The sequence below is a fragment of the Streptomyces sp. SID13666 genome, from assembly GCF_010548325.1.
In the GTDB taxonomy this organism is placed as follows: Bacteria; Actinomycetota; Actinomycetes; order Streptomycetales; family Streptomycetaceae; genus Actinacidiphila; species Actinacidiphila fildesensis.
In genome coordinates, this window is sequence record NZ_JAAGLX010000004.1 from 75,795 (window position 1) to 89,125 (window position 13,331).

The following is a 13,331-nucleotide window of genomic DNA, read 5'->3' on the forward strand; positions in this document are numbered from 1 at the left end:
CTCCTGAAATCTCGTGTGTTTCGTCGGGCTCCTGCGGAACCTGGTGGTCCCTGTCCCGCGTTATCAGAGTGCTGGTCAGCCTGGGGTCGCGGCGATGGGGCAGGTCTCCGTCTTGCTGGTGGGGTTAGCCCCACCACGTCCCACTGATGACCCTAAGGAGCACCAGGCCTCCCGAACGTCCTCCGCCAGTACGAACATCGAGTAGGCGGAAGTGAGTACTTTCCCCTAAGGGTCGCCGACATCCAACCGTCCGCGACCTCGGGGTCGATGATCTGCCCTCACGCCACGTGAGGTGCAAGAACCTTGTTTCACCTGCGGCGATGCCGCCGATACCGGCTGTCGCGACCCCGGTCCCGCATGGAATGGTGCGGTGTACACACACTGCTGTGCACGCCAGGGGAGGGAGCCGCCGTGAGCGGTCCTGTGGAACGTACGGCCCGGTCATCGGCCGCGGCGGAGCCCGCGCGCCCACCCCGGCGCGGCCGGATCGTGGCCGCGCTGATGCTCGCCATGGCGCTCGCCGCGATGGACTCCACGATCATCTCGACGGCCGTCCCGCAGATCGTCGGCGACCTCGGCGGCCTCTCGGTGTTCTCCTGGCTCTTCTCCGGCTATCTGCTGGCCGTGACGGTGACGCTGCCGGTGTACGGCAAGCTCGCCGACACCTTCGGCCGCAAGCCGGTGCTGCTGGCCGGCATCGCGCTCTTCCTGCTCGGATCGCTGCTGTGCGCGGGCGCCTGGAACATGGCGAGCCTGATCGCCTTCCGGATCGTCCAGGGGCTGGGCGGCGGCGCGATCCAGGGCACTGTGCAGACCGTGGCCGCCGATCTGTACGGGCTGAAGGAACGCGGCCGCATACAGGCGGCGCTCTCCACCGTGTGGGCGGTCTCCGCCATCGCGGGACCGCTGGCCGGCGGCTTCCTCGCCGGATACGGCGACTGGCGCTGGATCTTCCTCATCAACCTGCCGGTCGGCGCGGCCGCCCTCGTCCTCATCCTCCGCCACCTGCACGAGAACATCACCCGCACCCGCCACCGCATCGACTGGCCCGGCGCGGTCGCGCTCTTCCTCGCCGGCGGGCTGCTGCTCCTCGCCCTCGTCCAGGGCGGCATCGCGTGGTCCTGGCTGTCCTGGCAGTCCCTCACCCTGTTCGCCGCCAGCGCCGTCTGCACCGCCGGCACGGTGGTGATCGAACGGCGCGCCGCCGAGCCGATCATCCCGGGCTGGGTGTGGCGGCGGCGGGTCATCGTCTCCGTGAACCTGGCGCTCGGCGCGCTCGGGCTGCTCATGATCGCGCCGACGGTCTTCCTGCCGACCTACGCCCAGACGGTCCTGGGGCTCGGGCCGGTCGCCGCCGGGTTCGTGCTGTCCGTCATGACGCTGAGCTGGCCGCTGTCGGCGGCCCTGAGCAGTCGCGTCTATCTGCGGATCGGCTTCCGCAACAGCGCCGTCATCGGCATGAGCTGCGCCACCGCGATCCTCGCCGCGTTCCCGCTGCTGCCCTACGGCGGGCCGGCCTGGCAGCCCGCGTTGCTGATGCTGCTGCTCGGCGGCGCGCTGGGGCTCTTCCAACTGCCGCTGATCGTCGGTGTGCAGTCCACTGTCGGGTGGGCGGAACGGGCGACGACGACCTCGTCGGTGCTCTTCTGCCGCCAGGTCGGGCAGAGCGTGGGCGCGGCGGTCTTCGGCGCCGTCGCCAACCACACGCTGGTGGCCCGGCTGGGCGCGGCGCCGGCTTCGCTGACGCCGCCGGGCGGGGCGGCCGAGCCGGTGCGCCGGGCGGTGGCGGCCGCGGTCGACCACGTCTACGTGGGCGCCGCGGCGGCGGCCGGGGCGGCCGTGCTGGTGCTGCTGTTCGTCGCCCCGCGCCGCTTCCCCGTCCTGACGGACGGGGACTGACGGACGGGGACCGACGGACGGGGACGGACGGCCGCCCGTTCCGCTACTCCGGGGCCGGGCCCGGTTCCGGGACCGAGGGATCGTCGTCGGGCAGCGGGCGGCCGGTGAGGGCCGCGAGGCTGCTGCGGACGTGGGCGAGGTGGGCGCGGATCTCCTCGCGGCGCTCCTCGTGCTCGCGCAGTTCCCGCTCGCTCTCGCGCCGGATGCGCTCCTCCCGCATGCGGGCCTCCGCGAGCAGGGCGGCCGCCCGGGCCTCGGCGTCCTCCTGCCCGTGCCGCGCGAACTCCTCGGCCTCGGCGCGCGCCGTCCTGGCGTCCTCGAAGCGGCGCTCCGCGTAGCCGGTCAGCTCGCCGATCCGGCTGTCGACGCCGGCCTCGCGCTCGGCCATCTCGTGCTCGAAGGCGTCCAGCCGCTCGCGCTGTTCCTTGTCGAGATCGGTGAGGGTGCGCGTGGTGTCCTGCCGGGTGGCCTCCAGGGCCTGCTCGGCCTCGCCGCGCACCAGGCCGGCCTCGGTCTGCGCTTCCGTGAGGATCTCGCCGGCGCGGCCGCGTGCCACGTCGAGCACCCGTCCTGCCTGGTCCTCCGCGACCGCGCGCCGCTCGGCGGCGGCGGCCCTGGCCTCGTCCTGGAGGGCGCGGCGGGCGGTCTCCGCGGCGTCGTGGGCGTACTGGATCTCGTTCTCGGCGCGCTCCCTGACCGCCGCGGCCTCTTCCTGCACGAGGCGCAGCAGTTCCTGCGCGCTCGCGCTCAGCGTCTCGTAACTCGCCGGGCCGAGCGCGTCGACGGATTCCCGCAGCGCCTTGGCCTCGGTGTCCATCTCGTTCGCGAGAACAGTGAGCCGGGCGGCCCGCTCCCAGGCCGCGTCGCGGTCCTCGGACAGTTCCTCGAGGAAGCGTTCGACCTGTTCCACCCGGTAGCCGCGCCCGCGAACGGTGTCGAAGCCGTGAGGTGTTGCCGTGCTGCTCATGCGCTGCCCCTCGCCGTCCTTCCGAACCGTACTCTGTAATCCATTTTTGTCGATATGTCCGAATTATGTATACCGCGACACTCCGACCTACCCCTACCCAACCCATCGCCCGTACATAGCGCGGCGGCCCGGGTCCGGATAATCCGGACCCGGGCCGCCCGGGGATCAGGACACAGCGGGGAGCGTCAGAGCAGGCCGTCCCACATCTGCTCGATCAGTACGGCCCACCAGTTGTCCGGCGAGGCGATCGCGGCCGGGTCCTGCGCCGCGAGCTGCGCCTGGAAGTCGACCGTCCAGCGGCCGGCCTGGTCGGGCGTGAGCCCGATCCGCAGCCGCCACATCCGCCCGAGCAGGGCGAGGCAGCGGGCGAACTCCGGCAGGCTGGAGTTCACGAACTGCGGCGGCACCGGCTGCCCGCCGGGGCCCGCTTCGAGCGGCACCGCGACGATGTGCGCGGTGCCGTACTGCACACACAGCTGGCGCCCGAAGTCATTGCCCATGACCAGGTACGAGCCCGCGTCCGAGGCCGGCTGCACCCCGCGCTCCTGCGCCAGTTCGGCGAGCGTCGGCACCGGGCGGCCCGGCTGGGCCTGCGCCCAGAAGAACGGCCCGAAGTCCACCGGCAGCCCGGCCCACATCAGGGTCTGCGCGACGATGTCCGGCACCCCCTGGCGGGAGACCGCACGCTGGTCGAACCGGAACAGGCCCTGCGGCCCGAACGCCTGCGCCAGCTCGTGGCCGATCCCCTCGAGCGGGATCGGCGGTACCCGCTGGACCTGGTTCGGGTCCGGCATCGGCACCCGCTGCGGCTGCGGCCGCGCCGGCGCCGACGCGACCTGGTGCAACTCGCCCTGGTGCGTCAGCAGATGCTGGACACCCTGCTGGCGCGAGGCGTGCTCGCGGCCGTACGGGGCCGTGTGGCTGATCCGCACCTGGGGCCAGGTCTCGCGGATCATCCGGGCGCAGTAGCCGCCTGGCAGATCGCACGCCTCCAGCTCCGTGTGCAGCTCCAGCACCTGCTGCGGCGGCACGTTGAGCGCGCGCAGCTCGTGCAGGATCTGCCACTCGGGGTGCGGAGTGCCCGGCGCCGAGCGGCGGATCAGCTGCTGCTGCGAACCGTCGTGCGCGCGGTAGCTCAGGACGGCCATGTAGCCGGGGCCGACCGTCGGCACACCGGCCGGCGGCTGCGGGTATCCGTAACCGCCGGGGGGCGGCGGGGCCGCGGCTCCGGGCGGCGGCGGTGGCGGCATGCCGGGACCGCCTGGACCACCAGGGCCACCGGGGTTCGGGCCGGCCAGCATCGTCGCTGCGTACGGGGCACCGGCACCGGGCCCGCCGGGGCCCGGCGGGGTCGGCGGAGCGCCGCGGCCACCGCCGGGGACACCGGGCGGGGGCGGCGGACCACCCGGGCCCGAACCACCGATCACACCGGGAGGAGGCGGCGGACCACCAGGACCACCGGGAGCACCCGGACCACCGACACCGGGACCCGCGAGCATCGTCGCCGCGTAGTTCACACCGCCGGAGGAGCCCTGGGCGGGCGGAGCGCCACGGCCACCACCGATGACACCGGGCGGGGGCGGCGGACCACCCGGGCCCGAACCACCGATCACACCGGGAGGAGGCGGCGGACCACCAGGACCACCGGGAGCACCCGGACCACCGACGCCAGGACCCGCGAGCATCGTCGCCGCGTAGTTCACACCGCCGGACGACGGCGGGCTGCCCGGGGTGCCGGGGGCACCGGGAGCGGCCGGGCCGGGGTCGTTCTGACCGCGCGCCGGCACCAGCTGCGTGGGCAGGTATCCCCCGCCGGCCGGAGCGCCGGGAGCACCCGGGGCTCCGGGCGCGTGGGGCCCGCTGGGCGGCGGCGGGGCGTCCGGGCTGCGCCGTCCGGGACCCGCGGACGGCACGCTGCCGCGCACCGCCTTCGCGGTCTCCGCGTCGGCGATGTCCGCTGCGGCGCTCCCCGAAGTGCCGGGGCCACCGGGTCCGCCCGGGGTCGCGAGACCCGCGGGCGGCGGCAGCGCCACGCCGGGACCTGACGGCGGCGGCAGGCCGGGACGGGCGTAACCGGGGCCCGGCGGCCGGCCGGGACCGCCGGCGCCGGGCGTCGCGGGCGCGATCGGGAAGCCGGCGCCCTCCGGCGGGGCGATGATCGTCGCGGGCAGCGAGCTGCCCTGCGGCATCAGTTCGGTCTTGGCCTCGGCGCCGGCCATCGACGGCGGGGTGTGCGCCTCGTCGGAGTCGGAGATCGGCGGGGCGAAGACCGTGGCGGGGATGGGGACGGAGACGGAGTCGTCCGGGGCACTGGTGGTGCGGCCGGACCAGGCCCCGGAGTCGATCTCGACGGACGCCTGGGACGGCACCGGCGCGGGGGCCGGCACGACCGGTGCGTCGGGGGCCGCGGCCGGAGCCGCGCCGGGGCGGCGGTCCGGGATGCCCATCTTGTCCGCCGCGTCCTGCAGCCACTGCGGTGGACTGATCAGGAAGGACGTCGCCTCCAGATCGAGCCGTTGGGGCGGCGTCGGCGGGGTGTCGTTCGGCACCGCGCCGTACTCCTCCTCGTAGCGGCGGATGACCTCGCCGACCGGCAGACCCGGCCACAGCGTGGCCTCTCCGCTGTCCCGCGCGATGACCAGCCGCACCTGTCCGTCATCGCTCGACGGACCGTCCTCGCGTGGCTCGGACCAGGCGACGAAGCCCAGGTCGAACTCCCGCACCCGCACCTCGCGGGCCTGGTACGCCGGGACGTCACCGTTGATCCACCGCTCGGCGCGCTCCTGCGCCTGCGCGAAAGTGACCATTCCCTGCTTCACCCCTCCACCGGGACGGCACTGGCGAAGCCACCGTCCACCATCAGGTTCGCCACTGTCTCCAACTCCGGCGGATTTCCCGCCAGCCGCAGCAGGAACGCGTCGAGCGAGTCACCGCACGGCAGCAGCAGCTCCGCGACCCGCTCCTGCGGGGACGACCAGTGGTCGCCGTCCCGCGCGTCGTCGTAGGCGCAGAACCAGACCGAGCCGGTGCTGTCGCCCTTGACCTTGACCGCGAGCACTCCGCCCTGGACGTAGCCGATGGCCAGGTAGTCCTTGGTGAAGTGGTCGCGCAGACATTTGTTGACGTACACGAGGTCGTTGACCGCGGCCTCGTCACGCACCGTGAAGAACGGCTGGTCCAGCAGCAGTCCCAGGTCCGGGTCGAGCGCGACCCCGGCCGGGGCGCAGCCGCCGGCCGCCTTCAGGAAGGTGCGGTAGGCGCCGGGGAGCCGGTAGCCCAGCTCCTCCTCGACGTCCAGGACCTGCTGCTCGGTGACCGCCACACCGCTCTGGTGGGGCGTCGCCTTGGGCAGCCCGAAGTGCACGGGGCGGGTCTCCTGGAGCGGGCGGGTGCCGCGCTTGGAGTGGTCGGCGGTCGAGACGGCGAGGCCGCCGTGGTGCCGCAGCAGGGCCTTGACCTCGACGGGGATCAGCTCCAGCCGCCGGGTGCCCGCGACGTGGTGCCAGGTCCAGCCGTGCGGGGTCGCGACGGGCGGCAGGCTGCCCCACAACTCGTGTCCCGCGGCGTGCATCGCGGCGTTGGCCGACACGTAATCGGTCAGCCGGAGCTCGTCCACGCCGAAGCCCTCGGGGGGTTCCGCGATCTCCGCCGCCGCTCTCGCGAACGCCGAGAAATCCGGGTAGCCGTCGTCGTCGACCCAGACACCCTGGGGGTGCCGGGCGGCGCGCACCGGGTCCGGGAAGTGCACGACCTGACCGGCGTAGGCCGCGTTCGGTGGCACGGTCCGTCCCCCGGTCCGGGGGCTGGGAGGTGCCCCCAGCCCTGGCCGACCTGTCGTCATGGCGGTTGCCCCCTGCTGCGTCTGGCTGATGAGCACAGCCTATGGGGTGTGGCAAGTTCGGCTTCCGCCCCCGTCCGGCTCAGCCGGCGGCCTCCGCGGCCTTCAGGTTCGTGTCCTGCTTGCGGGCGACGACGAGGGGCGGGTCGCCCGCCTGGCCGGTCCCCTTCACCGACAGATACGTGACGCTGGCGTCGCCGGTGCGCACGACGGTGACCAGTGCCGTGCCGCCCTCCTTGTCGCCGGTGTCCGCCATGACGTACGAGACGGCCTCGTCGCCCACGGTGACCGCGGGGCCCTTCCGGATCGCGAACGGGATCTTCTTGCCGGTGCCGTCGGTGGCCGTGAACGCGGTGCACTTGTCCAGCGCCTGCCGGATGTCGGCGACCATCTTCCCGGCCTCACCGGGGGCGTGGCTGGCGAGCAGCATCTGGGTCAGCTCGACGCCGGCCGGCAGATTGGCCGGGTCGATCTTGCCGACCGAGGCGCCGACGAACGCCTTGCGCGCGTACTTCGGCCGGGTGCTGGGCGGATCGGCGAGCGGCTGGCACTCGGGCTTGTCCGTCGTCATCACGTCGTCGGGGCTCATCGCCTCGTTCTTCGACGCCTCGATCTTGTAGCCGGGCACCTCGGTGTCCTTGACCAGCGCCGACCTCAACTGCGCTGCGGTCAGCGGCGCCTTGGCGGCCCCCGTCGAGGACCCGGCCGCGGACGTCGCGGGAGCCGTCGTCGCGCCGTCCTTGCCCTTCCCGTCGCCGCTCCCGCCGTCATCGCCGGAACAGGCGGCGGCCAGTGCCAGAACGGGCAGCACGGCGGCGGCCGTGACGGCTTGGCGGATACGGACATTGGTGCGAGTGGTGGTGCGGGACCGAGCGCGCATGCCGGCAACTCTCCCTCGTGGACGGAACGTTCCGCCCGCGAATGCGAGCTGCGGCCCATCCTTCCGGCCCATCTGCTGCCCCGTCCAAGCCGTTTCCACTCCGCCGACGATCCGTCACACCACGGTGACATGGGACACACAGGATGTTCCGCACACCGCACCCGACTTCCCCACCTCCTGACACCTTTGGCACTCTGAGTCTTGTAAACGGGGGATCGCCCGCTCCGGCGGGCGGACAGGAGGACGCACCACCATGCAGACAACGGACGCCGCGGATCCGCGGCTCACCTGGAGTGCCATGGGCGCCGACACCGCGGGGCCACCCGTTCTGCGGCACCGGCGGGACGGCATCCTGCCGGCCGTCGCCGCCGCGCTGTCCATCCGCGACGAGGTGCTGACCTGCACCGGGAGCAAGGCCGAGCAGGCACCGGCGCTGCATCCGATCGTCCAGGACTTCCTCGACACCCTGCCGGTCGCCCAGCGCGAGCGCTTCACCGGACGCTGTCCGGAGCCCGTGCTGCTCTCCCGGTTCCTCTCCGCGGTGGACGCCTCGCGCAGCAAGCGCGCGGCCCGCAAGCCGCTCACGCAGAGTGAGGCCCGTAAGGCATTGCGTGGCGCGCGGCTCACCGCCCGCCGTATACGTGAGGACGGTGACCCCGAGCACGGCTCGTACGCGCCGCCCTGCCGCTCCTGCGGGCCGCTGCTGGCGCATTTCGGCGTGCGGCCGGTCGACCCGTCGGCGGAGGCGGCGTGAGCGACCCGAACGCCCCGCGGGACCCGAACAGCGTGAACGGTGTGAACCACGCCGCCGGTATGCCGAGCTCCCCGAGCACCCGGTTCCCGGTCGGTGTGGACGCCGCCCTGCGGTCGGCCGGCTGGCAGCCCGGCCGCTGGGACATCAAGCAGGCCGAGGTGTGGGCGGACGCACTGCGGGCGCACTCCTCCCCCGCCGGGCACACGCACGCCGTCTCCCCGGCGGCCGTGGAGGCCTGGGCGGAGTTCGGCGGCCTCGCCATACCCGCCACCACCGGCCCCGGCCGGCAGATCGCGCCGACGCCGGTCCTGGTCAACCCGCTGCGCGGACTCCATCTCGCCAGGACCCTCGCCGACCTCGGCCGGGCGCTGGAGACCGAGGTGTCCCCGCTCGGCGAGGAGATGGGCTCGGGCTCGCTGCTCGCGATCGACGCGAACGGCCATGTCTACGCCATCGACCACACCGGGGACTGGTATCTCGGCGCCGACATCGACAGCGCCCTGACCACCCTGGTCGGCGGCGGCCGGCCGAACCGGCTGACCACCGCCTGACGGCTGCCCGGCACGCCCGCCCGGCCGTCCGCTCAGCCGGCGGCCGGCGGTCCGGTGGGCACCGCGACGACGGGCAGCGCCGGGATCATGGCGGAGACCCGGAAGCCGCCGGCCTCGGTGTGCCCGGCGACGAAGCCGCCGCCGAGCGCGGTGACGCGCTCCTTCATCCCGACGAGGCCGTGGCCGCCGCTGGGCAGTGCCGCGGCGGGTGAGCCGTCGGACGGGCCGTTCTCGACGCGGACGGCGACCTCGGCCTCCCGGTAGGCGAGCCGCACCTCGGTACCGGCGCCCGGGGCGTGCTTGTGAACGTTGGTGAGGGCCTCCTGGACGACGCGGTACGCGGTCCGCTCGACCTGGTCCTCGCACGCCCGGACCTCGCCCTCGACGGTCAGCTCGACGCGCATCCCCGCCGCGCGGGACTCCTCGACGAGCGCCTCCAGTTCGGCGAGGCACGGGCCGTCCGGCTGCCGGGCGCCGGCCTGCGGCCCGCTGCCCGCCCCGTCGGAAGGCCCGGCGGTCCGCGCCGCCCCGGAAGCGTTGCCGCTGCCCAGCTCCGTGAAGGCCAGGGTGCTCCCGGTGCCCGCGCCGTTCACCACCTGCGCCGTCCGCAGAACGCCGAGCATCTGGCGCAGCTCGTTGAGCGCCTGCCGCCCCATGTCCCCCAGCAGCTCCGCGCTCGCGGACGCCTTCTCCGGGTCCTTCAGGGCGACGGCCTTGAGCGCCGCCGCGTGCACCACCATCAGGCTCACCCGGTGCGCGACCACGTCGTGCATCTCCCGGGCGATCCGGGTCCGCTCGTCGGAACGGGCCCGTTCCGCCCGCTCCGTCGCCTTCTCGGCGAGCAGCGTCAGTTCCCGCTCCAGACCGTCGGCGCGCTCCCGCAGGCTCTCCACCAGCCGGCGCCGGGCCCGGACGTACAGCCCGAGCAGCACCGGCGGCGCGGTCAGCCCGAGGGCCATCAGGACCGAGGTGATCACGATGACCGGCATCGGGGTGTTGCTGTCCTGCCGCAGGCTGTCGCGCATCTGGATGAACGCGACGATCATCGTGCCGACCCCGCTCATCCCGGCCAGGGTGGCGGTGATGCGGCGCGGGACCTCGGAGGCCGCCAGCGTGTAGAGGCCGACGATGCCGAGCAGGAACCCGAGCTGCGCGGGGGTCACCGCGATGGCGATCAGGACGATCGCGATCGGCCAGCGGCGGCGCAACAGCAGCGACGCGCCGACGAGCAGCCCGAAGACGGCGCCGATGCCGGGCTCGATCCCGGCCTTCTCCGCGAAGGACGCCCCTTCGACAAAGCATTCGAGCGCCGACACAGCGGCCAGCGTCGCGTCGAGCACGAGGCTGCGCCGCCTCGGCCACCACCACGGGCCGGGCCGTGCCCGGCCCCCACCCCTGTCATCCGGTACGTGCGCCCCCGTCGTACTCATACGGTCCAGCCTAGGCCGTGTACCGCGCGGGCAGGGGTCCGGTGTCCTGGGGCGGCCAGGGGGGCGGCCGTCGGCGCATAGGGGTGTCCGCCAGATGGGCGGGGGCCGTGCCCCGCGGTGACCCGACCTATCCTGGTCGGGTCGGACAGCGCGGTCCGCCCCACTCCGCCCATCCACCGGCGGGGAGATCAGCCGTCGCCCATCCCCCTGCACTAGGAGCCGCACCTGTGAGCAGCGCCGACAACGCAACGGACAGCCCAGCCCTGCGCGCCGACATCCGCCGGCTGGGCGAACTCCTCGGCGGAACGCTCGTCCGCCAGGAGGGCCAGGAGCTACTCGACCTCGTCGAGAAGGTGCGGGCCCTGACCCGCTCCGACGGCGAGGCCGCCGCCGCCCTCCTCGGGAAGACGGACCTGCAGACCGCCGCGAAGCTGGTGCGGGCCTTCTCCACCTATTTCAACCTGGCGAACGTCACCGAGCAGGTGCACCGCGGCCGTGAGCTGCGCGCGCGCCGCGCCTCCGAGGGCGGTCTGCTCAGCCAGACGGCGGACCTGATGAAGGACGCCGACCCGGACCACGTCCGCGAGACCGTCAAGCACCTCAATGTGCGGCCGGTGTTCACCGCGCACCCGACCGAGGCGGCCCGCCGCAGCGTGCTGAACAAGCTGCGCCGCATCGCCGAGCTGCTCGACGCGCACCAGGACGGGACCGGCGACCGCCGCCGCGCCGACCTGCGGCTGGCCGAGAACATCGACCTGCTGTGGCAGACCGACGAGCTGCGCGTGGTGCGCCCGGAGCCCGCCGACGAGGCGCGCAACGCGATCTACTACCTCGACGAGCTGCACGCCGGGGCCGTCGGTGACGTCCTCGAGGACCTGTCGGCCGAGCTGGAGCGGGTCGGTGTGCCGCTGCCGCCCGAGACCCGCCCGCTGACCTTCGGCACCTGGATCGGCGGCGACCGCGACGGCAACCCGAACGTGACCCCCGAGGTCACCTGGGACGTCCTGATCCTGCAGCACGAGCACGGCATCACCGACGCCCTGGAACTGGTCGACTTCCTGCGCGGCGCGCTCTCCAACTCGATCCGCAACTGCGGCGCGACCCCGGAGCTGCTCACCTCGCTCGACGCCGACCTGGCGGCGCTTCCGGAGATCAGCCCGCGCTACAAGCGGCTGAACGCCGAGGAGCCGTACCGCCTCAAGGCCACGTGCGTCCGGCAGAAGCTCGTCAACACCCGCGAGCGGCTCGCCGCCGGCAGCGCGCACGTCGCGGGCCGCGACTACCTGGGCAGCGCGGAGCTGCTGCAGGACCTCGCGCTCATCCAGACCTCGCTGCGCGCCAACCGCGGTGAGCTGATGGCGGACGGCCGGATGGAACGCACCATCCGCACGCTCGCCGCCTTCGGGCTGCAGCTCGCCACGATGGACGTCCGCGAGCACGCGGACGCCCATCACCACGCACTCGGCCAGCTCTTCGACCGGCTCGGCGAGGAGTCCTGGCGGTACGCGGACATGCCGCGCGACTACCGGCGCAAGCTGCTCGCGAAGGAGCTGCGCTCCCGCCGTCCGCTGGCCGGCACCCCGGCCCCGCTGGACGCGGCCGGCGCGAAGACCCTCGGTGTCTTCCACACCATCCGCGAGGCGTTCGGGCGCTTCGGTCCCGAGGTCGTCGAGTCGTACATCATCTCGATGTGCCAGGGCGCGGACGATGTCTTCGCCGCGGCCGTGCTGGCCCGTGAGGCCGGTCTGATCGACCTGCACGGCGGCGTCGCTCAGATCGGCATCGTCCCGCTGCTGGAGACGACGGACGAGCTGAAGGAGGCGGACCGGATCCTCGACGAGATGCTCGCCGACCCGTCGTACCGCCGGCTGGTCTCGCTGCGCGGCGATGTGCAGGAGGTCATGCTCGGGTACTCCGACTCCTCCAAGTTCGGCGGTATCACCACCTCGCAGTGGGAGATCCACCGCGCCCAGCGCCGACTGCGCGATGTCGCGCACCGCTACGGCGTACGGCTGCGGCTCTTCCACGGCCGCGGCGGCACCGTCGGCCGTGGCGGCGGCCCCTCGCACACCGCGATCCTCGCGCAGCCGTGGGGCACGCTGGAGGGCGAGATCAAGGTGACCGAGCAGGGCGAGGTCATCTCCGACAAGTACCTGATCCCGTCGCTGGCCCGCGAGAACCTCGAACTGACCGTCGCGGCGACGCTGCAGGCCTCCGCGCTGCACACCTCGCCGCGCCAGTCCGACGAGGCGCTGGCCCGCTGGGACGCGGCGATGGACACCATCTCGGACGCGGCGCACAACGCGTACCGGCGCCTCGTCGAGGACCCGGACCTGCCGTCGTACTTCTTCGCCTCCACCCCGGTGGACCAGCTCGCCGAGCTGCACCTGGGCTCCCGTCCCTCCCGCCGTCCGGACTCCGGCGCGGGCCTGGACGGGCTGCGGGCCATCCCGTGGGTGTTCGGCTGGACGCAGTCCCGGCAGATCGTCCCGGGCTGGTTCGGCGTCGGCTCCGGGCTCAAGGCCGCGCGGGACGCCGGTCTCGGCTCCGTCATCGACGAGGCGCACGCCAACTGGCACTTCTTCCGCAACTTCCTGTCCAACGTCGAGATGACGCTGGCCAAGACGGATCTGCGGATCGCCCGGCACTACGTGGACACCCTGGTGCCCGACGAGCTGAAGCACGTCTTCGACACCATCGAGGCCGAGCACGCGCTCACCGTCCAGGAAGTGCTGCGGATCACCGGTGAGAAGGAGCTGCTGGCCGGCGACCCGGCGCTGGCGCAGACGTTCCACATCCGCGACCAGTACCTCGACCCGATCTCGTACCTCCAGGTCGCCCTGCTCTCGCGCCAGCGCGAGGCGGCCGCCCGGGGCGAGGAGGCGGACCCGCTGCTGTCACGTGCCCTGCTGCTGACCGTCAACGGTGTGGCGGCGGGTCTGCGCAACACCGGCTGACCCGGCACCGGGCACGGCACAGGACATGTGAAAGCCCCCGGACGCGACGTCCGGG

9 protein-coding genes are annotated in these 13,331 nt (G+C 73.4%); 4 read left to right on the plus strand and 5 right to left on the minus strand.

Features of this window, described 5'->3' with window-relative positions; all coding sequences use genetic code 11:
* Positions 1-423 precede the first annotated feature (423 nt).
* Positions 424-1,899: an MFS transporter gene (locus G3I60_RS09315; protein WP_244809832.1), complete on the plus strand. Its 1,476-nt coding sequence runs from the start codon at positions 424-426 to the stop codon at positions 1,897-1,899.
* A 43-nt stretch (positions 1,900-1,942) separates the two neighbouring features.
* Here the strand turns inward: G3I60_RS09315 and G3I60_RS09320 are convergent, their stop codons facing one another.
* The 4 genes from G3I60_RS09320 to G3I60_RS09335 form a co-directional block, all read right to left on the minus strand.
* Positions 1,943-2,866 carry a cellulose-binding protein gene (locus G3I60_RS09320; RefSeq protein ID WP_138356081.1) on the minus strand — a complete coding sequence of 308 codons (924 nt, stop codon included), beginning with the start codon at positions 2,864-2,866 and terminating at the stop codon, positions 1,943-1,945.
* Between the two features lie 185 nt (positions 2,867-3,051).
* Entirely contained in the window at positions 3,052-5,673 is a 2,622-nt protein-coding gene (locus tag G3I60_RS09325) for an SUKH-4 family immunity protein (RefSeq protein ID WP_164606979.1), read from the minus strand.
* An 8-nt stretch (positions 5,674-5,681) separates the two neighbouring features.
* Entirely contained in the window at positions 5,682-6,707 is a 1,026-nt protein-coding gene (locus G3I60_RS09330) for an SMI1/KNR4 family protein (protein WP_164294437.1), read from the minus strand.
* A 79-nt stretch (positions 6,708-6,786) separates the two neighbouring features.
* Complete coding sequence (locus tag G3I60_RS09335; RefSeq protein ID WP_164294436.1) at positions 6,787-7,584, minus strand: sensor domain-containing protein; 798 nt, start codon at positions 7,582-7,584, stop codon at positions 6,787-6,789.
* A gap of 253 nt (positions 7,585-7,837) precedes the next feature.
* Between G3I60_RS09335 and G3I60_RS09340 the strand changes: the two genes are divergently transcribed.
* Both G3I60_RS09340 and G3I60_RS09345 read left to right on the plus strand, forming a co-directional pair.
* Complete coding sequence (locus tag G3I60_RS09340; protein ID WP_138354676.1) at positions 7,838-8,338, plus strand: YwqJ-related putative deaminase; 501 nt, start codon at positions 7,838-7,840, stop codon at positions 8,336-8,338.
* A 59-nt stretch (positions 8,339-8,397) separates the two neighbouring features.
* Entirely contained in the window at positions 8,398-8,889 is a 492-nt protein-coding gene (locus G3I60_RS09345) for an SUKH-3 domain-containing protein (RefSeq protein WP_164294451.1), read from the plus strand.
* A gap of 32 nt (positions 8,890-8,921) precedes the next feature.
* On the opposite strand, the gene G3I60_RS09350 is transcribed toward G3I60_RS09345, so the two are convergent.
* Positions 8,922-10,319: a histidine kinase gene (locus G3I60_RS09350; protein WP_164294435.1), complete on the minus strand. Its 1,398-nt coding sequence runs from the start codon at positions 10,317-10,319 to the stop codon at positions 8,922-8,924.
* Between the two features lie 227 nt (positions 10,320-10,546).
* Between G3I60_RS09350 and ppc the strand changes: the two genes are divergently transcribed.
* A complete protein-coding gene (gene ppc / locus G3I60_RS09355) occupies positions 10,547-13,276 on the plus strand; it encodes a phosphoenolpyruvate carboxylase (protein ID WP_138354678.1) in 2,730 nt (909 codons plus the stop codon).
* The last annotated feature ends 55 nt before the right edge of the window (positions 13,277-13,331 follow it).

Coding starts and splice junctions, on each gene's coding strand:
- G3I60_RS09345 (WP_164294451.1), top strand. CDS start 8,398: ATGCCGAGCTCCCCGAGCACCCGGTTCCCGGTCGGTGTGGACGCCGCC.
- G3I60_RS09325 (WP_164606979.1), bottom strand. CDS start 5,673: ATGGTCACTTTCGCGCAGGCGCAGGAGCGCGCCGAGCGGTGGATCAAC.
- G3I60_RS09320 (WP_138356081.1), bottom strand. CDS start 2,866: ATGAGCAGCACGGCAACACCTCACGGCTTCGACACCGTTCGCGGGCGC.
- G3I60_RS09330 (WP_164294437.1), bottom strand. CDS start 6,707: ATGACGACAGGTCGGCCAGGGCTGGGGGCACCTCCCAGCCCCCGGACC.
- G3I60_RS09335 (WP_164294436.1), bottom strand. CDS start 7,584: ATGCGCGCTCGGTCCCGCACCACCACTCGCACCAATGTCCGTATCCGC.
- G3I60_RS09340 (WP_138354676.1), top strand. CDS start 7,838: ATGCAGACAACGGACGCCGCGGATCCGCGGCTCACCTGGAGTGCCATG.
- G3I60_RS09350 (WP_164294435.1), bottom strand. CDS start 10,319: ATGAGTACGACGGGGGCGCACGTACCGGATGACAGGGGTGGGGGCCGG.